This window comes from Variovorax sp. GW823-FHT04F07 (assembly GCF_058795995.1).
In genome coordinates this window covers 438,364-464,418 of the sequence record NZ_JBXAIG010000005.1, presented here as the reverse complement: position 1 = coordinate 464,418, position 26,055 = coordinate 438,364, and the positions used below count along the sequence as shown (strand labels likewise).

Sequence of the window (26,055 nt, the reverse complement as noted above, 5' to 3'; positions counted from 1 at the left end):
TCTCGCCCGTCACGCGTGCCCGCCCAGCAGCTGACGCCGGAACTGCGCCGCCGCCGGCGACAGCGCGCGGTCCTCGCGGGTGATGAGGCAGATCGGCGGCACGCGCACCGGCAGCTCGACCGGCACGGTGCGCAGCACGCCCAGCCGGCCGTAATGGTTGGCCTGCGAGGCCGGCATGACGGCGGCCATGTCGGAGTTCTCCAGCAGCGCCGTGATGGCGATGGGTGATGCCGTTTCGATGATGTCCAGCCGCGCCTGGATGCCCGCCTCGCGCATCGCCGCCTCGAAGCGCCCGCGCTGCGGCGAGCCCGGCGGCTGCAGCACCCATGACCAGTTCGCCATCTCGGCCAGCGTGACCGTGGCCGTGCGCTCGAACACCGGGTGCGCGGCGCGCACCACGACCACCTGCGACTCGCCCAAGAGCGGCACGCTCGCGTACTTGGCCTCGTCGTGGCCGTCGGTAAGGCGGCCCAGCACGAGGTCGACGTCGCCCTGCTCCAGCTGCGCCTGCATCAGGTCGCTGGTCTCCACCACCACCGACACGGCCACCTGCGGATGACGCAGGTGGTACGCCACCAGCGCCGGCGCCAGCAGCTCGGGCACCGCACCCGGCACGCTGCCCACGCGCAGCGCGCCGCTCAGGCCGGAACGCAGCGCGAGCATTTCCTCGCGCGCGGTGCCGAAGTCGCTGAGCACGCGGTGGGCGTAGCGGATCAGGATCTCGCCGTAGGGCGTGGGCGCCATGCCGCGCGCCAGGCGCTCGAAGAGCTGTTCGCCCAGCGACTCCTCCAGCTGCTGCAGCAGCTTGGTGGCCGCGGGCTGGCTGATGTTCATGGCCTCGGCCGCGCGGCCGAGGTGGCGGTGCGCATCGAGCCGGGCCAGCAGGAGCAGCTGGCGCGGCCTCACATGCAGCATCAGCGAAGCGTCGGTGAGGCCGGGTTTCATGCACAAAAGTATATGGAGCTTCGGCCTTTTTCGATTGGATCGCGCGCCAGAAGCTCCGTAGGCTCGGGCCCACAACAAGCAGGAGACGACGCGATGACCCTCTTTCCCCTGGCCCGCGGTGCCGGCCTGGCGGCGCTCTTGACGCTGGCTGGCTGCCTGAACGCGGGTGCGCAGCCGGCCTACCCCGACAAGCCGCTGCGCATCCTGGTCGGCGCCTCGCCGGGCGGCGGCACCGACATCCTCGCGCGCGTGCTGGCCGACAAGTTCGCGCCCGTGCTCAAGCAGCCCGTGACGGTGGAGAACCGCCCCGGCGCATCGAACACCATCGCCGGCGAACTCACGGCCCGCGCGCCGGCCGACGGCGCCACGCTGCTGCTGGCCACCAACACGGCGCAGGCCGTGGCGCCGCACATCCTCAAGCTCAAGTACGACCCGCTGAAAGACCTGCAACCCATCGGCCTCGTGGCCGTGATGCCCAACGTGCTGGTGGTGTCGGCCAGCTCGCCCTACAAGTCGGTGAAAGACCTGCTGGCCGCGATGGCCGCGAAGCCCGGCGGCTTCAAGTACGCGTCGTCGGGCATCGGCAGCACGCAGCACGTGGGCGGCGAAGCCTTCAACCTGGCCACGGGCATGACCTCGATCCACGTGCCCTACAAGGGCAGCTCGCAGGCGCACATCGACATCATCTCGGGCGAGGTCGAGATGATGTTCGACAGCACCTCCTCGGCCATGGGCCAGATCCGCGCCGGCAAGTTCCGCGCGCTGGCCGTGAGCGCGCCGCAGCGCTCGCCCGAGCTGCCCGACGTGCCCACGCTGGCCGAGCAGGGCGTCAAGGGCGCCGACGTGTCCACCTGGTACGGCCTGTACGTGACGGCCGGCACGCCGCGCCCGGTGGTCGAGCGGCTGAGCGCCGAACTCACGCGCACGATGGGCCTGGCGGACGTGCAGTCGCGCATCAAGGCCCTGGGCGGCGAGCCCGGCACGCTGACCGGCGAACCCTTCGCGGCGATGAACCGGCAGGAGTTCGACCACTACGGCCGGCTCGTGCGCGACGCGCGCATCAAGGCCGAGTGAGGCCCTCCCTTCCCCCTTCTTCTTTCCTCAGACATCCGACCATGCCCACCCCCTCCTCCACCCCGCGCGTGACCTCCGCCAAACCCCGCATCGCCGTGCTGCTCGGCGACCCCAGCGGCGTCGGCCCCGAGATGGCCGTGAAGCTGCTCGCACGCCAGCGCAACCTCGACGCCGCGCGCGTGCTGCTGATCGCCGACCCCGTCGTGCTGGCCGCGGGCGAGCGCGTGGCGGGCGCGAAGCTGGCGCCGCTGCAGGTGAGCACCCTCGACAGCCTGCGCTTCGAGGACGGCCGTCCGAGCCTCCTCGTGCGCGACTGGATGGCGGGCGAGGAACCAGTGCTCGGCGAGTCGAACGAGCGCTCGGGCCGGGCCTCGTTCGAAGCACTGGAGCTGGCCACGCAGGCCGTGCGAAACGGCCAGGCCGACGCGATCCTCTTCGCGCCGCTCAACAAGCATTCACTGCGCCTGGGCGGCCTCGTGCACGAGGACGAGCTGCGCTACATGCAGGAGCGCTTCGCGGTCACCGGCTTCGTCTGCGAGTTCAACCTCACCGGCTCGCTGTGGACCTCGCGCGTGACCTCGCACATTCCGCTGAAGGACGTGGCACGGCACATCACGGTGGAGGGCGTGCGCGACGCCGTGAAGATCATCGCGTCGGCACTGCGCCGCGCCGGCGTGGCACACCCGCGCATCGCCGTGACCGGCCTCAACCCGCACGCAGGCGACGGCGGCTCGATCGGCATGGAAGAGATCGAGATCATCGCGCCCGCCATCGAACAGCTGCGCGCCGAAGGCCACGACGCGCGCGGCCCCTTCTCGCCCGACACCGTGTTCATCGGCGCACGGCGCGGCGACGTCGATGCGGTGGTGTCGATGTACCACGACCAGGGCCAGATCGCGATGAAGCTCATGGGCTTCGAACAGGGCGTGACCCTGCACGGCGGCCTGCCCGTGCCCGTGGCCACCTCGGCCAGCGGCAGCGCCTTCGACATCGCCGGCCAGGGCGTGGCGCAGATCGAAGGGCTGCAGCAGGCCTTCGACCTGTGCGCGCGGATGGCAAGCGGCGCGCCTGCTGCACCCGCGTCCGTCGAGACGGCGATGGCATGAGCTGCTAGCACCTCAAAAGAAAAGGGCCGCGTGTGCGGCCCTTGGCAGAAAGATCAGGCGCTCGGCGGTTCGCCGTAAGCATTGCTCTCCGGCTGCGACGGCTGAACGAAGAAGTAGATCAGCACCAGATTGATCAGCGGGATGATCGACAGCAGCAAGAACCAGCCGCTCTTGCCGATGTCGTGCAGGCGGCGCACGCCCACCGCGAGGGCGGGCAGAAGCAGGGCCAGCGCTGCAATGAAGTACACGTACTCATGGATCAGGCCCGTCACGACGAGCACGCCGAACTGGGCCAGAAAAAACCACCAGAACTCGGAACGCGACGCACGACCCGTGAAATCGGTGTACTTGGCGATGCACGTCTTGACCGCTGTTTGAAAGTCCATTGACTCGCTCCTCTTGATGAATCCCAGGGAAATTTCCCCGGGGCCATCATATCGGCGCACTGTGCAACGACAAACTCGGCCAAACCGGCCACCGCGCTGCAAACCAATGGCCTAAAGGCCTAGTGAATAGAGCCTTTGGCCAAGGCTCGCAAGCCTTGCGGTGACGTGTGCCGTCAGGCGCTCACCCGCTGCAGCAGGCCGGCCGTCGAGGCATCGAGCCCCGAGACATCGCCCGAGGCCAGGCGCGGTTCGATGTCGCGCGCCAGCACCTTGCCGAGCTCGACGCCCCACTGGTCGAAGCTGTTGATGCCCCACAGCGCGCCGCTGGTGAACACGCGGTGCTCGTACATCGCGAGGAAGGCACCCAGCGCTTCGGGCGTGAGCTTCTCGAACACGAAGAAGGTGCTCGGCCGGTTGCCCGGGAAGTTCTTGTGGCCGCCCTCGTCGAGCTTGCCGACCATCAGCGCCTGCGCCTGCGCGAGCGCGTTGGCCAGCAGCTTGGGGTGGTGGCCGTCGAGGTCGTGCGAGGCGTCGCGCACCGCCATGAACTCGAGCGGGATCACGTCGGTGCCCTGGTGCAGCATCTGGAAGTAGGCGTGCTGCCCGTTGGTGCCGGGCTCGCCCCAGAGCACGGGCGAGGTGCCGAAGGCCAGCGGCGCGCCGCTCGCGTCGACCTGCTTGCCGTTGCTCTCCATCTCGAGCTGCTGCAGGTAGGCCGGCACGCGCTTCAGGGCGCTGTGGTACGGCGCGATGCTGCGGCTCGTGAAGCGGTGGAAGTTGCGGTACCAGACGTCGAGCAGGCCCAGGCGCACGGGCAGATTCTGCTCGAGCGGCGCGGTGCGGAAGTGCTCGTCCATCGCGTGCGCGCCCGCCAGCAACCGGCGAAAGCCGTCGGCGCCGATGGCCAGCGCGATCGGCAGGCCGATGGCCGACCACAGCGAGTAGCGCCCGCCCACCCAGTCCCAGAAGCCGAAGGTGGTGTCGATGCCGAACTGCTTCGCGGCCTCGACGTTGGTGGTGAGCGCGGCGAAATGGCCGGCGATGTCGGTGCCGCCCGACTGCTCGTACCAGCGCTTGGCCGAGAGCGCGTTGGTCATCGTCTCGGCCGTGGTGAAGGTCTTGGAGGCGACCAGGAACAGCGTGTGCTCGGGCGCCAGGCCCTTGAGCACGCCCGCCAGCTCGTGGCCGTCGACGTTCGAGACGAAGTGAAAGCGCTTGCCCGGTGCCACGAACTCCGCGAGCGCCAGCACGGCCATCTGCGGGCCGAGGTCGGAGCCGCCGATGCCGATGTTGACCACGTCGGTGATCGTGTGGTCGCTGCGCACCTTCTCGGCGTAGGCCAGCATGGCGTCGAGCGTGGCGTGCACCTCGCGCAGTTCGTGGGCCGTCTGGCGGCCGGTGGCCGCGTCGGCCGGCGCGCGCAGCAGCGTGTGCAGCACGGCGCGGTCTTCGGTGTTGTTGATGTGCGCACCCGCGAACATGGCGTCGCGGTGGGCTTCGAGGCCGCATTCGCGCGCCAGCGAGAACAGCAGCGCCTCGGTGCGCGCGTCGATGAGGTTCTTCGACAGGTCGGCGAAGACGTGCGGCGCCTCCTGGCTGAAGCGCGCGAAGCGCCCGGCGTCCTCCACGAAGGCATGGCGAAGATCGAACTGGCGACCGGCCGTGTCGAAGCTGGACTGCAGTTGCGCCCAGGCCGGCGCGCGGTCACAGCGCAGGGTCATGGTCATGTTTACTTGCCGCTTTCCTGCATGAGCTTTTCGAGCTTCACGGCGTCAGCCGCGAAGGCGCGGATGCCTTCGGCGAGCTTCTCGGTGGCCATGGCGTCTTCGTTGAGCGCGAAGCGGAAGCCGGCTTCGTCGTAGCTCACCTTCTCGGCCGTGCCGCTCGCGGCAGCCTTGGCGTCGAGCGCGTGCGTGAGCGGCTCGTTGCTCGCGGCCAGCTCGGCCAGCAGCTCGGGGCTGATGGTCAGCAGGTCGCAGCCAGCGAGCGCCTGGATCTGCCCCACGTTGCGGAAGCTCGCGCCCATGACCTCGGTCTTGATGCCCTGCTGCTTGTAGTAGTTGAAGATTTCGCGCACCGACTTCACGCCCGGGTCGTTGGCGCCCGCGCTGGCGGCTTCGTCCCACTTGGCGCCGGCCGACTTCTTGTACCAGTCGTAGATGCGGCCCACGAAGGGCGAGATGAGCTGCACGCCGGCCGCGCCGCAGGCCACGGCCTGCGCGAACGAGAACAGCAGCGTGAGGTTGGTGCGGATGCCCTTCTGCTCGAGCAGGCGCGCGGCCTCGATGCCTTCCCAGGTGGAGGCGACCTTGATCAGCAGGCGCTTCTCGGTGTCGATGCCTTCGGCCTTGTACAGCGCCACGATGCGCTCGCCGCGGGCCACGGTGGCGGCGGTGTCGAACGAGAGACGCGCGTCGACTTCGGTGGACACGCGGCCCGGGATGATGGAGAGGATTTCGGTGCCGAAGCGCACCAGCAGGCGGTCGATGACCTCGTCGAGCGGCTTGCCGGCGTGGGCCTTCACGGTTTCATCGAGCAGCGGCCGGTACTCGGCCTTCTGCACGGCCTTGAGGATCAGCGACGGGTTGGTGGTCGCGTCCTGCGGCTTGGAAATGCTGAGCTGCTTGAAGTCACCGGTGTCGGCAACCACGGTGGTCCACTGGCGGAGTGCATCGAGTTGGTTCATGAAATCAATTATCCGGGGAGGGGTGTGACAAGTCCTGCACGCAGTTGCGCGGCGGTCGATGTTTTCATGCGAACCGTAGCACGGGTTTTCGCGAAGCTCCATCGGCCTGCAGCGCGAAGGGTTGTCGGCCGCCCTGCCCTACAGGGGCTGTGGTCCCCGGCTGACGGCAGGCGGCCGCAGCCCGGGGCACCCTGAACGGGACGCGGCATCCACGCCGAGAACGACTTTCCCCAGGAGCCCTCATGACCCCTCGCCCCCCACGCCCCGCGACCGCCGCCGGTCGCGCCTTCGACGACCGCCGCACCAGCCACGCGATCGGCACCATGGCCACCGCCTTCGTCGTGGGCGGCGTGGCCACCTGGTACGCGCTGGGCGCCGCACGCACGGCCCGTGCCCGGCCCGCCGGCCCGGCCGACGGTGCCCCGCTGATGCGCGCGCCGCTGCAGGTGGTGGCGCCGGTCGACCTGCACCGCTACGCCGGCGTCTGGCACGAACAGGCGCGGCTGCCCAACCGGTTCCAGAAACAGTGCGCCGGCCCGGTGAGCGCCGAGTACACGCCGCAGGCCGACGGCACCGTGCAGGTGCGCAACCGCTGCGTGCGCGACGACGGCAACTTCGACGAAGCCATCGGCAGCGCGCGCGTGGTGCCCGTGGCCGGCCAGCCCGGCGCGGGACGGCTGCAGGTGCGCTTCGCCCCCGCCTGGATGGGCTGGCTGCCGCTGGTGTGGGGCGACTACTGGATCTTGAAACTCGACCGCGACTACCAGGTGGCGCTGGTCGGCACGCCCGACCGTGAGTACCTTTGGGTGCTGTCGCGCGCGCCGCGCCTGGAGGACGACGCGCTGCAGGCCGAACTGGACTACGCCCGCAGCCTGGGGTTCGACACCGACAGGGTGGTGCTCACCGGCAGGTAGCGCTGCAGTTGCGCCGGCAGCTTGTCGGGCGCGGTGCAATGGATGGCGTGCCAGCCGAAGGCGCGGGCCATCTCGACGTTGGCGGCCGAGTCGTCGATGAACACCGTCTGCTCGGGGTCGAGGCCGTGGCGCATGGCCAGCAGCTCGTAGATCTCGCGCTCGGGCTTGAGAAACTTCACGTCGCCCGAGAACACGCCGCCGTCGAAGCGCCGCATGAAGGCGTGCCGACGCTCGAGAGCGCGGGCGAACGGCACGGGCATGTTCGACAGGTAGTACAGGCGCAGCGGCTCGCCGGCGTCGCGCTGCACGAGCAGCTCTTCGAGCATCGCGACCGTGACGTCGATCGGCGCCAGCCGCTCCCCCAGGCCGTCGAGCATGGCGTGCAGCGACTCGGCCGGCAGCGCCAGCCGCGCCGACATGCGGGCGATGGCATCGTCCAGCGTGCGGGTGCCGCAGTCGAAGCCGGTCCAGTCGTCGTGATGGAAAAGGGCCCGGCCCAGGGCCGCGGCGGCGGCGTCAGTGGGGGCGTGAGAGGGGAGATGGGCCTGGACCAGCCGTGCCGGCTCCCAGGCGAACAGCACGGCGCCAAGATCGAAAACCACGTTCATGGCGCCATTGTTTCATGCGCCGGGCACCACGCTCACGCCATGGGTTCCGAGCGACAGGGTGGTCTGCGTGCCGGCCGCCAGCGGGCGCGACAGGTCGGTCGAGACCACGAAGACCGGCCCCAGCGGGGTGTCGAAGCCGTATTCGTAGAAGCTGCCCAGGTACGCCGACTTGCGCAGCGTGGCCGGCAGGCCGTCGAGCGCACCGATGTCCCAGGCCTCGGGCCGCACCGCCACCTTCACCGTGCCGGGCGCCACCGCGTAGCGCGGCTGCAGCCGCAGCGGGCCGAGCGTGACGCTGCCGTCGGCCTGCGCCACGGCCGGGAACACCATCGCCTCGCCCATGAAGCCGGCGACGAACTCGCTCTCGGGCCGGCCGTAGAGCTGCTCGGGCGTGCCGCGCTGGGCGATCACGCCGTGGTCCATCACGATGATCTGGTCGCTCACGGCCAGCGCCTCGCTCTGGTCGTGCGTCACGTAGGCCACGGTGAGCCTCAGGCGCTGCTGCAGCGAGCGGATTTCCTCGCGCATCTCGCGCCGCAGGCGGGCGTCGAGGTTGGACAACGGCTCGTCGAACAGCAGCACCGCCGGCTCGAGCACCAGCGCGCGCGCCAGGGCCACGCGCTGCTGCTGGCCGCCCGACAGCTCGCTGGGCAGGCGCTCGTCGAAGCCGACCAGGCCCACGCCCCGGAGCGCCTCGCGCGCGCGCGCCGTGGCTTCGTCCTTCTTCACGCCGCTCATGCGCAGGCCGTAGCCCACGTTCTCGATCACGTTCATGTGCGGGAACAGCGCGTAGCTCTGGAACATCATGCTCACGTTGCGCTCGCCCGGCCCGAGCGTGGTGACGTCGCGCCCGCCCATGAAGATCGAGCCCGAGGTCGGCGACTCGAGCCCCGCGATCATGCGCAGCGTGGTCGTCTTGCCGCAGCCCGAGGGGCCGAGGATGGTGGTGAGCGTGCCCACGGGCACCTCGAAGCTGATGCCCTTGACGGCCATCGGCCCGTTCTTGTCGGTGCCGTAGCGCTTGGTGACGTTGCGGAATTCGATGCCGTTCATGCGGAGAGGCTTTCCATTTTGTGATGCCCTTGGTGGTTGGGCGTGGCCCCACGTCTGCCCAGCTTGCGCTCTCCGACCACGAACTGCACCAGCGCAATGGCCAGCGACATCAGCACCATGAGCACCGTGCAGTAGGCGAGCGCGATGCCGTAGTCGCCATTGCCGACGCGGCCGATGATGTAGGTGGTGGCGAGTTCGTTCTCGGCCGTGACCAGGAAGATCACGGCGCTCACCGTCGTCATGGCGCGCACGAAGCTGTAGACCAGCGCAGCCACCAGCGCCGGCTTGAGCAGCGGCAGCACCACCTTGAACAGCGTCTGCGACGTGGACGCGCGCAGCATCAGCGAGGCCTCGTCGAGCGAGCGGTCGAGCTGCTTGAAGGCCGCCGTGCCGGCCCGCACGCCCACCGGCAGATTGCGGAACATGAAGCACAGCACGATGATGAGCCCCGTGCCCGTGAGCTCGAACGGCGGCACGTTGAAGGCCAGGATGTAGCTCACGCCGAGCACCGTGCCCGGGATCGCAAAGGCCAGCAGCGCGCCGAACTCGAAGGCGCCCTGCCCCTTGAACTCGTTGCGCGCCAGCAGCCAGGCAATGAGCAGGCCCAGCGCCGCGGTGATCGGCGCCGAGATGCCGGCCAGTTTCAGCGTGGTGATCAGCGAGTTCCACGCCGTGCCGGCCCACACCAGCCCGAACTGGCCCCACTCCAGCGCGAAGGCGCTCTTGAAGTGGTTGAGCGTGAAGCTGTAGTCGCGGCCCCAGGTCTGCACGAAGCCGCCCGCGAAGGCGAACAGGTAGACCACGGCGGTGAAGGCGATCCACGGCAGCGCGATGCACTGGATGGTGCGGCGCACGCCGTCGGGCAGCGCCATCGCGATGCCGGCGTCGCCCTTGCCGCTCACGGTCGTGTAGTTCTGCTTGCCGAGCAGGCCGCGCTGCAGCGCGAACACGCCGAGCGCGAACAGCGTGAGTACCCAGGCCAGCGACGCGGCGCGGCCCTGGTCGTACTGCGCGCCGACGATGGCAAAGAAGATGTCGGTCGACAGCACCGAGAACTGCCCGCCCACCACCACCGGGTTGCCGAAGTCGGCAATGCTCTCGATGAAGCCGACCAGGAAGGCGTTGGCCAGCCCGGGCTTGAGCAGCGGCAGCGTCACGGTGAAGAAAGCGCGGCGCCGGTCGGCGCGCAGCATCTGCGCGGCCTCTTCCAGGCTCGGCGCGATGCCCTGCACCACGCCGCGCATGATCATGAAGGCGATGGGCGTGAAGGCGAACAGCTGCGCCACCAGCACGCCCGGCATGCCGTAGAACCAGCGCGTGGGCTCGATGCCGAACACGTTCTCCAGCACCTGGTTGACGATGCCCGCACGGCCGAACAGCAGGATCAGGCCCAGGCCGACCACGAACGGCGGCGTGATGATCGGCAGCAGCGCCAGCACGCGCAATGCGCCCTGCCCGCGCCGGCTGCCGCGCTCGGCCATCAGCGCCATCAGCGTGCCCAGGAAGGTGGTGCCGGCCGCGGTGAGCAGCGCCAGCACCAGCGTGTTCCAGGCCACGCCGCAGCGCACGCCGCCCGCCAGGCAACCCAGGCCCCAGATGCGCTCGGTGAACACGCGCGCCGCGAAGGCCGCGATCGACCACTGCCCGTCTTCGTTGAAGAAGGCGCCCGACAGCGCCCGGCTCACCGGGTAGGCGATGAACAGCGCCATCAGCACGCCGCAGCCGACCACCGAGGCAGAGACGAACAGGTCGCCCTTGAACAGGCCGAGCCGCGCCATGCCGAAGGCCGCCAGCAGCACCAGCGCCGTGAGCGCCACGAAGCCGCCCGCGCCGATGCCGAACTGGTTGACGGCCAGTTCGCCGAACTGGGTGTTGAGCGCCGCGACGCTCCAGCCGCGCGCGCCGATGGTGAAGCCCGCCACGGCCAGGCCGATGGCGCCGATCGCGCCGCCCGCCAGCAGCCAGCGGCCCTGCGCCTTGCCGGCCGGCAAGGCCGCGCCGACAGCGCACAGCAGCAACCCGGCCAGCCCGATGAAGAGCCAGCTGCGGCCCTGCGTGGCCGCCTGCATCAGGCCGTTGGCGCCTTCCGCCTGCCCGAAGACCTGCGGAACGGCTTCGTACCAGGTCGCATCCTGGATCGCATACCAGGGCAGCACGAGGTAGGCCGCCAGGCCCAGCGCGACCCAGGCCCAGATCCATCGCCGCGCGCGCCGGGCGGCGGCCAGGGACGCCGGGTTGGCCGGCGCGCCTTCGTTGGAACGCGCCTGCACTTAGCGCGGCAGCGAGTTGACGTCTTTTTCCCAGCGCGCGATCAGGCGGCGGCGCTCGGCGCTGGCGCCGTACTTGGCGTAGTCGTAGTTGATGAACTTGATCTTCTTGAAATCAGGAATGCGCGGATCGAGCTTGGCGCTCGCGTTGCTCGGCAGCTGGAACTGCTTGTTGGCGGCGCCCAGTTCCTGCGCGGCGGGCGTGAGCGCCCATTCGTAGAACTTCTTGGCGGCGTCGAGGTTGCGCGCGCCCTTGATGACGCTCATGGAGCCGATCTCGGCGCCCGTGCCGTCGCTGGGCGTGAGGGTCTCGACGGGGAAGCCCTGCATCTTCTCGCCCGGGCCGTCGTGCACGAAGCTGATGGAGATCGCGGTTTCGCCGCGCGCCACCGCCTTGATCGGGCCGGTGCCCGAGCGGGTGTACTGGCCGACGTTCTTGTGCAGCGCCTTGAGGTAGTCGAAGGCCTTGTCCTCGCCCATGAGCTGCACCAGCGTGGCGATCATGGTGTAGGCCGTGCCGCTCGATGCGGGGTTGGCCACCTGGATGTCGCCCTTGTACTCGGGCTTGAGCAGGTCGGCCCAGGTCTTGGGCACGGGCAGCTTCTTCTTGGCCAGCAACTCGGGGTTGTAGCCGAAGCCCAGCGGGCCCGAGTAGATGCCCACGGTCTTGTAGCCCGACTGCTTGGCCTGCTGCTGGGCCCAGGGATGCAGCTGCGTGAGCGTGGGCGACTTGTACTCGAGCGTGAGCCCCTGCTCGGCCGCCTGCAGGTGCGGGTCGCCCGTGCCGCCGAACCAGACGTCGGTCTTGGGGTTGTCCTTCTCGGCGATGAGCTGGGCCAGCGCCTCGCCCGAGCCCTTGAGCGCCATGTTGATGCGCACGCCCGTGGTGCGGGCGTAGACGGTGGAGATCACGTTGCACCACTCGGCCTGCACCGAGCAGATGACGTTGACGGTCTGCGCCGACGCGGCGGCCGACAGACCCAGCAGCGCGGCTGCCGTGAAAAGCTTCTTCATTGGTATTCCCCTGCCTCGGCAATAAAAAAAGGCCTCGCGGCCATGGGACAGCGTAGCTTTAGTACAGGTGTGCCGAATCGGTACAAGTACCATCGCGACTGGCACGTTGCCTGCTCGGCATTCAGACAAAGGAAAGTTTTCTCATGAGCTTCGATCTCGTTCTGTTCGGCGGTACTGGCGACCTTGCGTGGCGCAAGCTGATGCCCGCGCTGTTCCAGGCCTTCAGGCACGGCAGCCTGCCGCAGGACGGGCGCATCGTCGGCGTGGCACGCGACGACCTGTCGGACGACCAGTACCGCGAGCTGATCCAGTCGCGCTTCAGCGCCGTCGAAGGCGCCAAGCGCCCCTCCCCCGAGGAGTTCAAGAAGTTCGCCTCCATGCTGCACTACCTGCGCATGGACCTGTCCAAGCCCGCCGACTACGCCAGCCTGGCCGACCTGCTCAAGCAGCGCGACGCCAAGACGGTCGTGATGTACGTGGCCACGGCGCCCGCGCTCTTCACGCAGGTGGTCGAGCAGATCGCCGCCGCCGGGCTCAACGGCCCGCGCACCCGCGTCGTGCTCGAAAAGCCGCTGGGCCACGACCTGGCCTCCAACCGCGCCATCAACGCCGCGGTGGGCAAGGTGCTCGAAGAGAAGCAGGTCTTTCGCATCGACCACTACCTGGGCAAGCCCTCGGTGCAGAACCTGTTCGCGATGCGCTTCGGCAATGCCCTGTTCGAGCCCATCTGGCGCCGCGAGCACATCGCCAACATCCAGATCACCATGGCCGAGGACCTGGGCGTGGAAAAGCGCGGCGCCTTCTACGACCAGACCGGCGCGCTGCGCGACATGGTGCAGAACCACGCGCTGCAGCTGCTGTGCGCCGTGGCCATGGAGCCGCCCATCAACGCGCACGCCGACGCCATCCGCGACGAGAAGCTCAAGGTGCTGCGCGCCCTCAAGCCCTGGACGCCCGAGAGCCTGGGCCTGCACGCGGTGCGCGGCCAGTACACGGCCGGCACGGCCTACGGCGAGCGGGTGCAGGGCTACCGCGACGAGCCGGGCGTGAACCCCGACAGCCGCACCGAGACCTTCGTGGCACTGCGCACCGAGATCGCCAACTGGCGCTGGGCCGGCGTGCCCTTCTACATCCGCACCGGCAAGCGCCTGGCCTCGCGCGACGCGCGCATCGAGGTCAACTTCCGCCCCACGCCGCACGCCATCTACCGCGCCCCGGCGGGCAACGTGAACAAGCTGGTGATCAACCTGCAGCCCAAGGACGGCCTGGAACTGCACATGCTCGCGCAGGCGCAGGACAACCGCCAGCGCGGCGGCAACGGCCACGCCAGCGCCGCCCAACTGGCGCCGGTGCAGCTCGACCTGGACTTCGACAAGCGCTTCGGCGCCGAGCGCGTGGGCGCCTACGAACGCCTGCTGCTGGACGTGATCGACGGGCGCCTCAACCTGTTCGTGCGCAGCGACGAGCAGGAAGAAGCCTGGCGCTGGGTCGAGCCGCTCATCGACTCCTGGGAGTCCGATGGCGGCCCGCGCCCCTATGCGGCAGGCACCTGGGGCCCCAGCGCCTCGAGCGCCATGATCGCCCGCGACGGCTTCGCCTGGGGCGAGGAGCAGTAGCGCAGCAAGGCTGCACGGCCTTCGTTCAGCCGAACTGGAGGCAGCGCATGCTGAGCGTGCCCGACTGGAAGCCTTCGTAGACCGTCTTCGCACGCTCGCCCGGCGCCGCAGCGCCCAGGGCATACAGGAAGGGGAAGTAGTGGTCCGGCGTGGCCACGGCGGTCGACGCCCCTTCGAGCTTCTGGTAGCCGATGAGCGCGCGGTCGTCCCGGCCGGCCAGCGCGGCCTTCACCGCCTCATCGAACGACTGCGCCCACGGGCGACTGGCCTTCGGGCCGTCGGGCGTGCCGCGGTCGGTGGCGCGCAGGTTGTGCACCACGTTGCCGCTGCCCATCACGAGCACGCCCTGGTCGCGCAAGGCCGCCAGGTCGCGCCCCACCGCATGGTGGAACGCCGCCGGCTTGTCGTAGTCGATGCTGAGCTGGAAGACCGGCACGTCGGCCTTCGGGTACAGGTGCTTCAGCACGGTCCAGGTGCCGTGGTCCAGCCCCCACTGCTCGGTGGCGATCACCGGCGCCTGCTTGACGGCGCCGATCGTTTCGCGCGCGAGTGCAGGGTGGCCCGGTGCGGGGTACTCGATGTCGAACAGCGCCTGCGGAAAGCCACCGAAGTCGTGGATCGTCTTGGGCCGCGTCTGCACCGTGACCCCGGTCGCGCCCTGGCTGAGCCAGTGCGCCGACACGCTGAGGATCGCCGTGGGGCGCGGCAGCTCGCGGCCCCAGGCGGCGAGGCGGCGCGTGAAGGCGTTGTCCGCCAGCGCGTTCATCGGCGACCCGTGGCCGATGAAGATGACGGGCATGCGGCGCACGGGTTGAGCGCCGGCCGCGTGCGCGATCTCGGTCATCGATGCGAGCGCAGCGGTCGCGCCCAGCGCCGAGCCCATGAGAAAGCCGCGGCGGCCGAGCAGGCGGGTCATCGGGGTGGAGGTCATCGTGTCAGGGGTGTGGATTCGGGGGGGCCAACCCGGGACTGTGCAACAGAGTGAGGGCTGGGAAAGTGCGTTTACGCACACCGCCCGGCGCAAGGTCCATGGTTCACGGCACGAATGCACGCAGGCGCTCGCCCAGCGGCGCCAGGAAATCGCGCAGCAAGGGCTCGCGCATCAGCGTGTCGAGGTAGCCCGGCGCCAGTCGCCCGTTCTCCGCATACACCGCCAGCACGCGCAGGCTTTCACCACGCAGCACGGTGGTCGCGTGGACGTCGCCCTGCTGCGCGCAGGCGCCCGCCATGTCGCGCAGCAGCGCCGTGGCATCGTCGGCATCGGGCGCCCATTGCTGGCCGTAGAGCCGGGCCAGCCGCTGCGCATCGGCAGATGGCACGTCAGGGAAGACCAGGGGCAGCAGGCGTTCCCGCACATGGGTCAGCGCCGTCACATCGGTTTCCACGAGTCCCGCAGCGTGGCGGGTCATCAGATGGCTCAGGCTCATGCCGAGGTTGGCCAGCCGCGCACCGCCGCGCACCAGTTCCAGCAGCAGGCCGAGCCATGCGAACTGGCCGAGCGTGGCGTCGAAGCCGAGTCCGCGTTGCTGGATGCGGGGCAGCGACAGCATCAGGCCGCCCATCAGCAACGGCTGTTCGTGCGGCAAGTGGGCAAGCAGCGCGGCCAGGATCTGGTCGTGCATCTCCGGCAGGCGCTGCATCGGTGGTTCCGCGTCGCCATCGCGGGCGAACCAGGCGCCGACCGCGCCGATCTCCGGCGACGCGCGCAGGAACGCGGACTGCACCTGCAGGCGCTCGGGCGCACAGCGCACGGTCGGTGCCCACAGCGCCAGCGCGTCGCCGCGCGCCTGCATCAACCCCCATTGCGCGGCGGCGGCCCAGCCCATCAGGACGGGCGCCTGCAACAGCAGCAGCCCGGCCAGCCGAGGGTCGGCGGCCATGCGCGCGCGAATCACGTCGACGGTGGCATCGGTGGAGCCGTCGTCCACCACGATGATCTGGTGCGGTGCGAGGCCTTGCTCGGCGATCGATGCCAGGGCCTCCGCGACATCGGCCTCGTCGTCCCGCGTCACCATCAGGACGGACACCTGCGAGGCAGGCTCATCCATGCGCCGTTCCCGGTGCCCCACCCATCGCTGCCGAGCCGCCGCAAGGTAGCGCTGCATCGCCCCCGCCAGCACCTCATGCTGCGGCGGCAAGGACTGCAGCGCCCGAGGCCCCGCGATTTCCAGTGCGCGCCGCCGCGGCGCATCGGCCACCAGCGCGCGCACGCGATCGACCAGCTCGTCCTTCGTGCACCCGTCGACCGCGTCGCGCAGCACCTGCGGAATTTCGGAATGGGGATACAGCTCCGACACCACGGCCTTGCGATGCCGCAGCAGGATCGACAGCCGCGGCAGCTCCACCGTGCTGGAGTGGTCGGCCTTGCGCATGTTCAGCCCGACCTTGGCGCGCGGCAGCAAAGCGTCGCGCTGCGCCGGCGTCCAGGCCTTTCCAAAAGGGTAGGCCACCCGCAGTCCGGCGGCCGTCAGCGCCTCCAGCACCTGCAGCCGCCGGGGCGTCGTCTCGCCGAAGAAGATGACGTCGATGTCCTGCTGCGCATCGTCCAGCACCGCGGACGCCGGCAGCAGCGGCGTGGCCAGCGGCTCGAAGCCCGGCCCCACGTAATCCGACCGATGGATGCCCAGCGCCGGGTGGTGCACCATGTTCTCGAGGCTGTACTCCCACACGTGGGCGCGCTGCAGCAGCCGTTGGTAGCCGGGCATCTCCGCGAGCAACGCAGGCAGGGCCGGCTCGAAGTTGACGACGATCGCGTTCGGCGGCAGCTCGTCGTCCGAGGGCAGGCTCAGGCCCATCGCGAAGAAGAAGAGGTTGATGTCGTCGTTGTCGACACCCGGGCCCGGCGCAATGCTTGTGGTGTAGCCGAGGCGTTCGCAGGCGAGGCGAAAGCCCTCCATCACCTCCCGCACGTTCTCGTTGCCCAGCGAGCAGAAGCGCAGGTGCGGCCGGTACGGAAAGTCTGTCGGCCAGCCCTGCGGGCTGCCGCCTTCACTCACAAGCGGCCTTCCTCCACCGCGTGGCAAGCCACCTGCACGCCCTTCAGGCTCAGCAGCTGCGGCCGCTCGGTCGAGCAGCGCGCATTCGCATGCGGGCAGCGCGGATGAAAGGCGCAACCGGTCGGCGGGTTCAGCGGGTTCGGCACTTCGCCTTGCACCGGCGTGCGCGCACGGCCGGTGTGCTTCATCTGCGGGATCGCGTCGAGCAGCATGCGGGTGTACGGATGCTGCGGCTCGGCGAAGAGCTTCTGCTTGTCCGCCACCTCGACCAGCCGGCCCAGGTACATCACGCCGACCTGGTCGGCCACGTGACGCACCACCGCGAGGTTGTGCGAGATGAAGAGGTAGGTCAGGCCCTGCTCGCGCTGCAGGTCCTTCATGATGTTGAGCACCTGCGCCTGCACGCTCACGTCGAGCGCCGAGGTGGGTTCGTCGCACACCAGGAACTCGGGCTGCGTGGCGAGCGCGCGCGCGATGGAGATGCGCTGGCGCTGGCCGCCCGAGAACTGGTGCGGGTACTTGCTCATGTCCAGCGGCGAGAGGCCGACCGACTGCAGCAGCTCGCCCACGCGCTGGCGTAGCGCGTCCTTGTCGCTCAGGATGCCGTGCTCGCGCAGCGGCTCGCCGATGATGTCCTCGACGATCCAGCGCGGGTTGAGGCTCGCGTAGGGGTCCTGGAAGATCATCTGGATGCGGCGGCGCAGCTGCCGGCCTTCGGGCGTCTTGAACGCGGCGTGCGCGTCCTGCCCGTCGAACTGCAGGCCGCCGCGCGTGGGCGCATACAGGCCCACCAGCAGGCGCGCCACGGTGCTCTTGCCGCAGCCCGATTCGCCGACCAGCGCGAGCGTCTTGCCGCGCTCGATGGAAAAGCTCACGCCGTCCACGGCATGCAGCAGCACGCGCGGCTTGCGTTCGAGCACGCGGTTGAGCCAGGGCGGCGACACGTCGAAGGTGCGCGCGAGGTCATGCGCGACCACGAGCGGCTCGCCGGTCTTGGTCTTTGCTGCCGCAGCGTCCTTGCGGGGTTCGATCACGGCGCTCATCGGGTCACCTCCGCCAGGGGTTCGGCCGCCTCGGGCGTGGCGCGCTCGCCGGCCGCCAGGGCGTCGTGGTGCTGCGCGGCGATCTCGGCCTGCCCCGCATGCGGGTCGGCGGCGTCGTGCAGCCAGCAGGAGGCGCGCGTGGCGCCCGCGTGCATCAGCTCGGGCCGTTCGGTCAGACAGCGTGCGAAGGTGCGCGGGCAGCGCGGGTTGTAGGCACAGCCGGTGGGGATGGCATTGAGCCGCGGCATGGCGCCGTCGATCTGGTTGAGCCGTTCGCGGTCGCTGGTCATGTCGGGGATCGACGCCATCAGGCCCGAGGTGTAGGGGTGCGCGGGTTGGTGGATCACCTCGTGCACCGGGCCGATCTCGGCGATGCGGCCCGCATACATCACGGCCACGCGGTCGCAGGTTTCGGCGATCACGCCCATGTCGTGCGTGATGAGCATCACCGCCGCGCCGCGCTCCTTGCAGACCTGCTTGAGCAGCTGGATGATCTGCGCCTGGATCGACACGTCGAGCGCGGTGGTCGGCTCGTCGGCCACGATGAGCTTGGGCTCGGCCGCGAGCGCCAGGGCAATCACCACGCGCTGGCGCATGCCGCCCGAGAACTGGTGCGGGAAGTGGTCGATGCGCTGTTCGGCGGCGGGAATGCCGGTGTCCTGCAGCAGGCCGATGGCACGCTTGCGCGCTTCCGACTCGGTCACGGGCAGGTGGGTGCGGATGGTCTCGATGAGCTGGCGGCCCACGGTGTACAGCGGGTTCAGCGAGGTCAGCGGATCTTGAAAGATCGCGCCGATCTTGCGGCCGCGGATGGGGCGCATCGCATCGAAACCGAGGTTGTCGATGCGCTGGCCTTCGAGCAGGATCTCGCCGCCGGCCACGCGGCCTGGCGGCTCGAGCAAGCCGATGATGGCCGCGCCGGTGAGCGACTTGCCCGCACCCGACTCACCCACCACGCCGAGGATTTCCCCGGGCGCGATGTCGAAGGAAATGCGGTCGAGCGCGCGCAGCGTGCCGCGGCGGTTCGGAAATTCGACGACGAGGTCTTTGACCTGGAGCAGCGTCATGAGGCGTTCTCCTTTTCTGTTCAGCGCAAGCGCGGATTGAGCGCGTCGCGCAGCCAGTCGCCGAGCAGGTTCACGCTGAGTGCGATGAGCACCAGCATCAGGCCCGGGAACACCGTGATCCACCATTCGCCCGAGAACAGGTACTGGTTGCCGATGCTGATGAGCGTGCCCAGCGAAGGCGAGGTCGGCGGCACGCCGACGCCCAGGAACGACAGCGTGGCCTCGGTGATGATCGCGGTCGCGACCTGGATGGTGGCCAGCACCATCACCGGCCCCATCACGTTGGGCAGCACGTGGCGCAGCATGATGCGCAGCGGCGCCACACCGGTGACGCGCGCGGCCTGCACGTACTCCTTGTTGCGCTCCACCAGCGTGGAGCCGCGCACGGTGCGCGCGTACTGCACCCAGCCCGTGAGCGAGATCGAGATGATCAGCACGCCGAAGGCCAGCGATTCGTGCGCGCCCGGAAAGAGCGCGCGGCCGACGCCGGCGATGAGCAGCGCGACGAGGATGGGCGGGAACGACAGCATCACGTCGCACACGCGCATGAGGAAGGAGTCGAGCCAGCCGCCGAAGAAGCCGGCCAGCAGGCCGAGCACCACGCCGACGACGACCGACAGCACCACCGACACCACGCCGACGATCAGCGAGATGCGGGCGCCGTAGATCACGGCCGAAAGAATGTCGCGGCCCTGGTCGTCGGTGCCGAGGATGTATTTGGTGGAGCCTTCAGCGCTCCACGCCGGCGGCAGGCGGGCGTCACCAAGTTCGAGGGTGGCGAGGTCGAAGGGGTTGTGCGGCGACACCCATCCGGCGAACACCGAACAGAAGACGCACACCAGCGCAATGACGGCGGCGGCGATCGCCACCGGCGAGGTGCGGAAGCTGTAGCCGACATCGCTGTCGAGCCAGCGAGCAAGGGTTTTTTTCATCGCCGGGCCGCGTGGGGGTTATTTTTCATCGTGAGGCAAAAAAGAATGGGCCCGCAAGAAGCGGGCCCATGGTCGGGCCGCTCAGGCAGCGGCCCACGGTCGACTTACTTGATGCTCATCCACTTGAAGTACATGAAGTTGTCGGCCAGTTGCACCAGCTCGACCTTCTTGCTCACGCCCCAGGCCAGCGACTGCTGATGCAGCGGCAGGTGGCCGATGTCGTCGGTGTGGACCTTGAAGGCTTCCTTGATCATCTCGTTGCGCTTGGCCTTGTCCGACTCGGACTGGATCTTCTTGGTCAGCTCGTCCAGCTTCGGGTTGCAGTAGGCGCCCAGGTTGAACTGGCCCGTGCCCTTGTCGTCGGGACACGAGGTGAGCGAGCTCAGCGCGTTGTGCGAGTCGTAGGTGGTCGGGGTCCAGCCCAGCATGTAGAAGCTGGTGTCGCGGCGCAGGATCTTCGGGAAGTAGGTGCCCTTGGTCTCGGCCACGAGGTTGATCTTGACGCCGATCTTGGCCAGGTTGGCGGCCACGCTCTGACAGATCTGGCCGTCATTGACGTAGCGGTCGTTCGGGCAGTTCATCGAGACTTCGAAGCCGTTGGGGTAGCCGGCTTCGGTCAGCAGCTTCTTGGCGGCATCGACATCGAAGGGCAAGCGCTTGTCCTGGTCGGCGGTCCAGCCGTTGATGCCCGGGCCGACGAGCAGCGCGGTGGGCTTGGAGGCGCCGCGCATCACGGTGCGCTGGATGCCGGCGATGTCGATGGCCTGGTAGAAGGCCTGGCGCACGCGCTTGTCCTTGAAGGGGTTCTTGCCCTTCACGTTCGAGTACTGCAGCTCGTCGCGCTTCTGGTCCATGCCCAGGAAGATGGTGCGCATCTCGGGGCCGGTGATGACGCGGGCGTTGGGCGCGGCGTTGATGCGCGCGATGTCCTGCACGGGCACGGGCTCCATCACGTCGACTTCGCCGGAGACCAGCGCGGCCACACGGGTCGCGGGGTTGGCGATGGGCGTGAACACGATCTCCTGCGCGTTACCGTCGATCTTGCCCCAGTAGGTGCCGTTGCGCGTGAACACGGTGCGCACGTTGGGCTGGCGTTCGCGCACGCGGAACGGGCCGGTGCCGTTGGCCTTGAATGAGGCGGTGTTCTCGATGCCCTTGCGGCGGTCGACGGGCTTGGTGGCCTGGTTTTCCTCGCACCACTTCTTGCTCATGATCATGGTGAGCGAGATCACGTCGGGCAGGATCGGGAACGGGCCGTTGGTTTCGATTTCGACGGCGAGGTCGCCGACCTTGCGCACGGCCTTGATCTCGCTGAGCGTGGCCTTCATGTCGGAGCCGTCGCCCTGCGCACGCGCGAAGCTGAACACGACGTCGTCGGCGCTGAACGGCGTGCCGTCATGGAACACCACGCCCTTGCGCAGTTCGAAGCGCCACACGTTCGGCGAGGTCTGCTTCCAGCTCGTGGCCAGCAGCGGCGCCAGGCTCAGGTCCTTGTTGCGGCCCACGAGAGTTTCATAGACGTTGGCGGTGACGCTCAGTTGCAGCGACTCGTTGAGCGAGTGCGGGTCGAGCGACAGGGCGTCGCCCTGGTTCGCGATGCGGATGGTCTGCGCGCTGGCGACCATGCTGACGGCGCTCAGAGCGCACAGGACAGCGACCGCAGCCGCTTGCTTCTTGAAACTCATGGGAACACTCCTCGGGTTGAAATCGAACACATCACGGCGCCGCGGTGGCGGCGGCTTTCCCTGGCTGCAGGCTGCGGGTAGCAGCCAGCGGCATGCCCTGCTCGATCAGGCCCGCATGCAATGCGGCGCCCAGCGGCAGGATCTCGTCATTGAAGTCGTAACGGCTGTTGTGCAGGAAGGCGCCGCTGCGGGCGTCCTGGCCGATGCGCAGATAGGCACCGGCCTTCTTCTGCAGCATGAAGGAAAAATCTTCGGCGCCCATGCTGGGCTCCAGGTTGCGATCGACGTTCTTCGCGCCGACCAGCGCCTGCGCCACATCGGCCGCGAACATCGCTTCGGGCGCGGTGTTGATCGTGGCCGGGTAGATGCGTTCGTACTTGATCGTCGCGGTCGCGCCAAAGCCGGTGGCAATGGCCGTGCACAGCTCGCTCAGTCGCTGCTCGACCTGCGCCTGCACGCGCGCGCTGAAGGTGCGCACGGTGCCGACCAGCGTGGCCTCGCCCGGGATCACGCTCATCGCGCCGAGGTCGCCGGCCTGCACGGCGCAGATGCTGACGACGGCCGCGTCGATGGGACGCACGCTGCGCGACACGATGGTCTGCGCCGCAGTGATGATGTGCGCAGCCACCACGACGGGATCGATGGTCTGGTAGGCATGCGCGCCATGGCCGCCCTTGCCCTTGATCTCGATCGTCACGCGGTCGGCCGCGGCCATCATCGCGCCGCGGTTGATGCCGACGGTGCCGGCCGGCATCGCGGGCCAGTTGTGCATCGCATAGACAGCGTTCACCGGGAAGCGGTCGAACAGGCCGTCTTCAATCATCACGCGCGCACCGGCAAGGCCTTCTTCGCCGGGCTGGAAGATCAGCACGGCGGTGCCGTCGAAGTCGCGCGTCTCGGCCAGGTAGCGCGCGGCGCCGACCAGCATGGCGGTGTGGCCGTCGTGGCCGCAGCCGTGCATGAGGCCATCGTTGGCGGAGCGCCAGCCGAAGTCGTTGTCCTCGCGCATGGGCAGCGCGTCCATGTCGGCACGCAGGCCGATCATGCGGCCGCTGGCGGTCGACTTGCCGCGGATGACGCCGACGACACCGGTCTTGCCGATGCCCTCGTGGATCTCGTCCACGCCGCAGGCGCGCAGCGCCTCGCGCACACGGCCCGCCGTGTAGACCTCTTCGAAGCCGAGCTCGGGGTGGGCGTGCAGGTCGCGGCGAAAGGCCGTGATCTCGGGGTAGAAGCTGGCGATGTGCGCGAAGGCCCGGCCGGAGGCCTGCAGGCGCGGCGTTGCGGCAGCGGTTGCGACACTCACCTCAATGGCCTCCCGCCTTGCCCACGCGCAGCCGGGGATCGACCACGAAGTACAACAGGTCGACCACGAGGTTGATCACCACGAAGATCAGTGCGATCAGGCACAGATAGGCGGCCATCACCGGAATGTCCGCGAAGGTCACGGCCTGGATGAAGAGCAGCCCCATGCCGGGCCACTGGAACACCGACTCGGTGATGATGGCAAAAGCGATCAGGCCGCCGAGCTGCAAGCCCGTGATGGTCATGACCGGCACCAGCGTGTTCTTGAGCGCATGGCCGAAGTGGATCGCGCGGTTCGACAGGCCCCGTGCACGCGCGAACTTGATGTAGTCGGTGCGCAGCACCTCGAGCATCTCGGCGCGCACCAGCCGCATGATCAGCGTGAGCTGGAAGATCGCCAGCGTCACCGCCGGCAGGATGATGTGGTGCCAGCCGTCGGCCTTGAACAGGCCGCTGGTCCACCAGCCGAACTGCACGGTGTCGCCGCGCCCGAAGCTCGGGAACCAGCCGAGCGTCACGGCGAAGACCAGGATCAGCAGGATGCCGATGAGGAAGGTGGGCAGCGACACGCCGAGCAGCGAGACGGTCATGAACACCTGGCTCATGAAGGTGCCACGGCGCAGGGCGGTGTACACGCCCATCGGAATGCCGACGAACAGCGCCAGGGCCGCGGCCACGAGTGCGAGTTCGAGCGTGGCCGGGAAGCGCTCGCCGATCAGGCGCGACACCTTGGCGCCCTGGCGCAGGCTCAGCCCGAATTCGCCCTGTGCGGCGTTGACGAGGAAATGCCAGAACTGCACGAAGAAGGGTCGGTCGAGCCCCAATGCGGCGCGCATTTCACGGATCTGGTCGGGCTTGGCATCCTGCCCCAGCAGGAACACGACCGGGTCGCCGACATATTGAAAGAGGAGGAAGGCAATGAACGCAACCGCGATCATCACGATCACGGCCTGGATCAGGCGGCGCAGTACAAAGGCAGTCATTCAGCAACAAGAGTGATCGCGGCATGCTAGCAGTGCAAGCAGCGTGCCCGCACGGGGGTTCCCCGGGGGTGGAGGCGCAATTTTTACGAGTGAGAACAGGCGCGCGCCAAAAGAAAAAGCCACCCGGCTTGCGCCGGGTGGCTTTCAGTCTTTCGATTCGAAGCTGGCTTGCGCCAGCATCAAATTAGAAAGCGTGACGGATACCGAAGTCGTAGCCGGTGGAGCTCTTCGGGGTGAAGGCGCCAGCTGCGTTGTTGTAGAACGCCGGGCCGCCGACCGTGTAGCCAGCACCGTTCTTGTTGCTCACGCGAGCGACGGTAGCGTACAGAGCCGTGCGCTTCGACAGGTTGTGCACGTAGCCCAGAGCGATCTTGTTGGCCTTGGGATCAGGCGTGTTCAGAGCGAACGGGTTGTTCGGCAGGTTCCGATCGAGCTTGACGTGCGACCACGAAGCGCGGATCAGGCCAGCGCCGACCGGCACGGTCACGCCGAGCAGGTAGCCAGTCAGATCGATGTCAGGACGACCACCCAGCAGGGTCGGCGTCACTTCGTAGTCGATCTTGTTCTTGGCGCGCGACAGTTCACCGAACAGCTTCACGGGACCGAAGTCGTACGAAGCGCCCAGGTTCAGCGTGTTGACCTTGGTGGTCGTGCCCACGTAGAACTGGTCACCAACGGTGCTGCTGCCGTAAGCCAGAGCGACGTCCAGGGGGCCGTTGGCGTAGCCGAAGCGACCGCCGACGTAACGACCTTGACGCTGGCTGTTAGCCACATCAGGCGTTGCCAGGCCAGGGCTGTACTTGGTCTTCTCAGCGAAGCCGTACTGCACTTGACCGTAGAAACCACCCAGGTTCGGCGGCAGGAAGTAGCCGATGGTGTTGCTGGCGCGAACGTAGTTGCTGGTGCCAGTGTTGGTGAACGGAGCGGTCGAAGCAGCGGGGGTGCCGAATGCGCCGAACTGGCCGTTGGCCGTCGAGATCAGGTTGGTGCCAACGCCGTTGGTGCCGAACGGATCGAACACGGTGTCGTTCCAGAACGTCGGGGTGTAGTCACGGCCCAGACGGATTTCACCGAAACCGCCCGACAGGCTCACGGTCGAACGACGTGCGAACGTGGCGATGCCTTCTTGGCCGTTGTCGTTGGTGATCGGAGCTTCGAGCCAGAAGCTGGCTGCCAAGCCACCACCCAGGTCTTCCGTACCACGGAAGCCCAGACGGCTGGAGTTGTAGCCAGAGTTAGCCAGCTCACGACGGCTTGCCTTGACCGAACCTTGGTTCAGGTAGACGGGGATGCCGAAAGCGTTGGGGAAAACGGTCGCACGGTCATCGCGTGCGGTGTTCGAGTAGCCGCTGATCGACGCGTCGACCACACCAAACAGCGTGACGGACGACTGAGCCGAGGCAACACCGGCAACAGCCAGGGCAGCCAGAGCAACTAGAGATTTTTTCATTGCAAGTTTCTCCAAGGTTAAACATAGGGCTCCGGTGCGAAGGGCTCACCGTGACTGGCACTTTTGTGCTCCCACCGGACCCCGGGCCAACCTCCTTTTGGGAAGTTGATGCTATTGCACCAGAGCCGCTGCGGCAGGGCAAAACAAATCGCCCTAAATCTTGGAAGCCCCGCGTGTTTCGTTGCAGTCGTGCAACAAAGGACTTAGACGGTTGGTTTTGCCACGATATGAAACGAAATGTGCTGTCCTTGCATCGCCGGACAGGTGCGGTCAAATAGACCCATGACCGCCCTGCTCGACCCCGCCCTGACTGCCGCCGATGCGGCTTTGCGCACGCTTTTTGCCCGATCTCACGCCACCCGGGCGCTTCCGCCCGCGATCCAGCCGCAAGGTGAATTGAGCGAGTCGGAGCGCCGCGAGGCCGGTGCGCTGATGCGCGTGAACCATGTCGGCGAAGTCTGTGCACAGGCGCTGTACACCGCCCAGGCCGCCGTGGCGCGGGACCCGGCGCTGCGCGCGCACTTCCTGGAAGCAGCGCATGAGGAAACCGATCACCTGGCCTGGACACGGCAGCGGCTGGACGACCTGAGCGCCCGCCCGTCCCTCCTGAACCCACTCTGGTATGCAGGTGCCTTCGGTCTCGGCCTGATTGCCGGACGCTTGGGCGACCCCTTGAGCCTCGGTTTTGTTGCCGAAACCGAACGGCAGGTGGAAGCGCACCTCGAAAGCCACCTGGACCGCCTGCCGTCGACCGATCACGCGTCCCGCGCCGTGGTCGAGCAGATGAAGATTGACGAGGCCCGCCATGCCACGCAAGCCGTCGACGCTGGCGCCGCGGAACTGCCGGCCCCGGCCAAGGCCCTGATGCGTCTGGCATCGCGGGTCATGACGACCGTCGCACACCGGATTTGAGGCCCCGGGGCGC

At 68.4% G+C, this 26,055-nt stretch carries 22 protein-coding genes; 5 read left to right on the top strand and 17 right to left on the bottom strand.

Translation table 11 applies throughout. From position 1 onward, the window contains the following. Nucleotides 1-9: 9 nt before the first annotated feature. The gene (locus tag AC1RAA_RS23980; protein ID WP_492732110.1) at nt 10-945 is read right to left on the bottom strand and encodes a LysR family transcriptional regulator; all 936 of its coding nucleotides are present in this window, start codon (nt 943-945) and stop codon (nt 10-12) included. 93 nt (nt 946-1,038) lie between these two features. On the opposite strand from AC1RAA_RS23980, the gene AC1RAA_RS23975 reads away from it, so the two are divergent. Then, nucleotides 1,039-2,019: a Bug family tripartite tricarboxylate transporter substrate binding protein gene (locus tag AC1RAA_RS23975; protein WP_492732111.1), complete on the top strand. Its 981-nt coding sequence runs from the start codon at nt 1,039-1,041 to the stop codon at nt 2,017-2,019. A 41-nt stretch (nt 2,020-2,060) separates the two neighbouring features. Then, nucleotides 2,061-3,125, top strand: a complete 1,065-nt coding sequence (locus tag AC1RAA_RS23970; protein WP_492732113.1) for a 4-hydroxythreonine-4-phosphate dehydrogenase PdxA — start codon at nt 2,061-2,063, stop codon at nt 3,123-3,125. A gap of 53 nt (nt 3,126-3,178) precedes the next feature. On the opposite strand, the gene AC1RAA_RS23965 is transcribed toward AC1RAA_RS23970, so the two are convergent. The 3 genes from AC1RAA_RS23965 to tal form a co-directional block, all read right to left on the bottom strand. Next, the gene (locus tag AC1RAA_RS23965) at nt 3,179-3,511 is read right to left on the bottom strand and encodes a DUF805 domain-containing protein (protein ID WP_062472662.1); all 333 of its coding nucleotides are present in this window, start codon (nt 3,509-3,511) and stop codon (nt 3,179-3,181) included. 173 nt (nt 3,512-3,684) lie between these two features. Further along, nucleotides 3,685-5,238, bottom strand: a complete 1,554-nt coding sequence (gene pgi / locus AC1RAA_RS23960) for a glucose-6-phosphate isomerase (protein ID WP_492732114.1) — start codon at nt 5,236-5,238, stop codon at nt 3,685-3,687. A gap of 2 nt (nt 5,239-5,240) precedes the next feature. Further along, nucleotides 5,241-6,197, bottom strand: a complete 957-nt coding sequence (gene tal, locus AC1RAA_RS23955) for a transaldolase (RefSeq protein ID WP_062472658.1) — start codon at nt 6,195-6,197, stop codon at nt 5,241-5,243. A gap of 242 nt (nt 6,198-6,439) precedes the next feature. Here tal and AC1RAA_RS23950 point away from each other — a divergent pair, with 242 nt between their 5' ends. Further along, nucleotides 6,440-7,111, top strand: a complete 672-nt coding sequence (locus AC1RAA_RS23950; RefSeq protein ID WP_492732115.1) for a lipocalin family protein — start codon at nt 6,440-6,442, stop codon at nt 7,109-7,111. Here AC1RAA_RS23950 and AC1RAA_RS23945 read toward each other — a convergent pair. The 4 genes from AC1RAA_RS23945 to AC1RAA_RS23930 are packed head-to-tail and all read right to left on the bottom strand — an operon-like array spanning nt 7,057 to nt 12,053. Next, nucleotides 7,057-7,719, bottom strand: a complete 663-nt coding sequence (locus AC1RAA_RS23945; RefSeq protein WP_070059991.1) for an HAD family hydrolase — start codon at nt 7,717-7,719, stop codon at nt 7,057-7,059. The two genes, AC1RAA_RS23950 and AC1RAA_RS23945, sit on opposite strands and share 55 nt — an antisense overlap. Nucleotides 7,720-7,731: 12 nt before the next feature. Continuing rightward, entirely contained in the window at nt 7,732-8,772 is a 1,041-nt protein-coding gene (locus AC1RAA_RS23940) for an ABC transporter ATP-binding protein (protein WP_492732117.1), read from the bottom strand. Further along, nucleotides 8,769-11,042 carry an ABC transporter permease gene (locus tag AC1RAA_RS23935; protein ID WP_492732118.1) on the bottom strand — a complete coding sequence of 758 codons (2,274 nt, stop codon included), beginning with the start codon at nt 11,040-11,042 and terminating at the stop codon, nt 8,769-8,771. Before AC1RAA_RS23935 ends, AC1RAA_RS23940 begins: the two co-directional genes overlap by 4 nt. After that, a complete protein-coding gene (locus AC1RAA_RS23930; RefSeq protein ID WP_492732119.1) occupies nt 11,043-12,053 on the bottom strand; it encodes an ABC transporter substrate-binding protein in 1,011 nt (336 codons plus the stop codon). A 143-nt stretch (nt 12,054-12,196) separates the two neighbouring features. On the opposite strand from AC1RAA_RS23930, the gene zwf reads away from it, so the two are divergent. Next, complete coding sequence (gene zwf, locus AC1RAA_RS23925) at nt 12,197-13,669, top strand: glucose-6-phosphate dehydrogenase (protein ID WP_062472648.1); 1,473 nt, start codon at nt 12,197-12,199, stop codon at nt 13,667-13,669. Nucleotides 13,670-13,694: 25 nt separating this feature from the next. On the opposite strand, the gene ygiD is transcribed toward zwf, so the two are convergent. The 9 genes from ygiD to AC1RAA_RS23880 form a co-directional block, all read right to left on the bottom strand. Continuing rightward, on the bottom strand, nt 13,695-14,600 hold the full coding sequence (ygiD, locus tag AC1RAA_RS23920; protein WP_492732121.1) for a 4,5-DOPA-extradiol-dioxygenase: 906 nt from the start codon (nt 14,598-14,600) through the stop codon (nt 13,695-13,697). A gap of 103 nt (nt 14,601-14,703) precedes the next feature. Further along, nucleotides 14,704-16,665: a glycosyltransferase family 2 protein gene (locus tag AC1RAA_RS23915; protein WP_492732123.1), complete on the bottom strand. Its 1,962-nt coding sequence runs from the start codon at nt 16,663-16,665 to the stop codon at nt 14,704-14,706. Beyond that, the gene (locus AC1RAA_RS23910) at nt 16,662-17,708 is read right to left on the bottom strand and encodes an ABC transporter ATP-binding protein (RefSeq protein WP_307583274.1); all 1,047 of its coding nucleotides are present in this window, start codon (nt 17,706-17,708) and stop codon (nt 16,662-16,664) included. The genes AC1RAA_RS23915 and AC1RAA_RS23910 overlap by 4 nt, the downstream gene beginning before the upstream one ends. Then, nucleotides 17,705-18,775: an ABC transporter ATP-binding protein gene (locus AC1RAA_RS23905; RefSeq protein WP_062472640.1), complete on the bottom strand. Its 1,071-nt coding sequence runs from the start codon at nt 18,773-18,775 to the stop codon at nt 17,705-17,707. Before AC1RAA_RS23905 ends, AC1RAA_RS23910 begins: the two co-directional genes overlap by 4 nt. Nucleotides 18,776-18,795: 20 nt before the next feature. Then, nucleotides 18,796-19,707, bottom strand: coding sequence for an ABC transporter permease (locus AC1RAA_RS23900; protein WP_095948286.1), 912 nt, complete (start codon nt 19,705-19,707; stop codon nt 18,796-18,798). Between the two features lie 104 nt (nt 19,708-19,811). After that, entirely contained in the window at nt 19,812-21,392 is a 1,581-nt protein-coding gene (locus tag AC1RAA_RS23895; protein WP_062472636.1) for an ABC transporter substrate-binding protein, read from the bottom strand. A 31-nt stretch (nt 21,393-21,423) separates the two neighbouring features. Beyond that, complete coding sequence (locus tag AC1RAA_RS23890; RefSeq protein ID WP_070060001.1) at nt 21,424-22,698, bottom strand: M20 aminoacylase family protein; 1,275 nt, start codon at nt 22,696-22,698, stop codon at nt 21,424-21,426. Between the two features lies 1 nt (nt 22,699). Beyond that, complete coding sequence (locus AC1RAA_RS23885) at nt 22,700-23,680, bottom strand: ABC transporter permease (protein ID WP_056573001.1); 981 nt, start codon at nt 23,678-23,680, stop codon at nt 22,700-22,702. A gap of 184 nt (nt 23,681-23,864) precedes the next feature. Next, nucleotides 23,865-25,130 carry a porin gene (locus tag AC1RAA_RS23880; protein WP_492732125.1) on the bottom strand — a complete coding sequence of 422 codons (1,266 nt, stop codon included), beginning with the start codon at nt 25,128-25,130 and terminating at the stop codon, nt 23,865-23,867. A gap of 282 nt (nt 25,131-25,412) precedes the next feature. Between AC1RAA_RS23880 and coq7 the strand changes: the two genes are divergently transcribed. Further along, nucleotides 25,413-26,042 (top strand): 2-polyprenyl-3-methyl-6-methoxy-1,4-benzoquinone monooxygenase, encoded by a 630-nt coding sequence (gene coq7, locus AC1RAA_RS23875; protein WP_492732127.1) that lies wholly within the window; start codon nt 25,413-25,415, stop codon nt 26,040-26,042. Nucleotides 26,043-26,055 lie beyond the last annotated feature (13 nt).

Bases quoted from the DNA above. Each gene is read 5' to 3' on its own strand.
- pgi (WP_492732114.1), bottom strand. From the start codon at position 5,238: ATGACCATGACCCTGCGCTGTGACCGCGCGCCGGCCTGGGCGCAACTG.
- AC1RAA_RS23945 (WP_070059991.1), bottom strand. From the start codon at position 7,719: ATGAACGTGGTTTTCGATCTTGGCGCCGTGCTGTTCGCCTGGGAGCCG.
- AC1RAA_RS23980 (WP_492732110.1), bottom strand. From the start codon at position 945: ATGAAACCCGGCCTCACCGACGCTTCGCTGATGCTGCATGTGAGGCCG.
- AC1RAA_RS23895 (WP_062472636.1), bottom strand. From the start codon at position 21,392: ATGAGTTTCAAGAAGCAAGCGGCTGCGGTCGCTGTCCTGTGCGCTCTG.
- AC1RAA_RS23970 (WP_492732113.1), top strand. From the start codon at position 2,061: ATGCCCACCCCCTCCTCCACCCCGCGCGTGACCTCCGCCAAACCCCGC.
- coq7 (WP_492732127.1), top strand. From the start codon at position 25,413: ATGACCGCCCTGCTCGACCCCGCCCTGACTGCCGCCGATGCGGCTTTG.
- ygiD (WP_492732121.1), bottom strand. From the start codon at position 14,600: ATGACCTCCACCCCGATGACCCGCCTGCTCGGCCGCCGCGGCTTTCTC.
- AC1RAA_RS23885 (WP_056573001.1), bottom strand. From the start codon at position 23,680: ATGACTGCCTTTGTACTGCGCCGCCTGATCCAGGCCGTGATCGTGATG.
- tal (WP_062472658.1), bottom strand. From the start codon at position 6,197: ATGAACCAACTCGATGCACTCCGCCAGTGGACCACCGTGGTTGCCGAC.
- AC1RAA_RS23950 (WP_492732115.1), top strand. From the start codon at position 6,440: ATGACCCCTCGCCCCCCACGCCCCGCGACCGCCGCCGGTCGCGCCTTC.
- AC1RAA_RS23965 (WP_062472662.1), bottom strand. From the start codon at position 3,511: ATGGACTTTCAAACAGCGGTCAAGACGTGCATCGCCAAGTACACCGAT.
- AC1RAA_RS23910 (WP_307583274.1), bottom strand. From the start codon at position 17,708: ATGAGCGCCGTGATCGAACCCCGCAAGGACGCTGCGGCAGCAAAGACC.
- AC1RAA_RS23930 (WP_492732119.1), bottom strand. From the start codon at position 12,053: ATGAAGAAGCTTTTCACGGCAGCCGCGCTGCTGGGTCTGTCGGCCGCC.
- AC1RAA_RS23940 (WP_492732117.1), bottom strand. From the start codon at position 8,772: ATGAACGGCATCGAATTCCGCAACGTCACCAAGCGCTACGGCACCGAC.
- zwf (WP_062472648.1), top strand. From the start codon at position 12,197: ATGAGCTTCGATCTCGTTCTGTTCGGCGGTACTGGCGACCTTGCGTGG.
- AC1RAA_RS23880 (WP_492732125.1), bottom strand. From the start codon at position 25,130: ATGAAAAAATCTCTAGTTGCTCTGGCTGCCCTGGCTGTTGCCGGTGTT.
- AC1RAA_RS23900 (WP_095948286.1), bottom strand. From the start codon at position 19,707: ATGAAAAAAACCCTTGCTCGCTGGCTCGACAGCGATGTCGGCTACAGC.
- AC1RAA_RS23975 (WP_492732111.1), top strand. From the start codon at position 1,039: ATGACCCTCTTTCCCCTGGCCCGCGGTGCCGGCCTGGCGGCGCTCTTG.
- AC1RAA_RS23905 (WP_062472640.1), bottom strand. From the start codon at position 18,775: ATGACGCTGCTCCAGGTCAAAGACCTCGTCGTCGAATTTCCGAACCGC.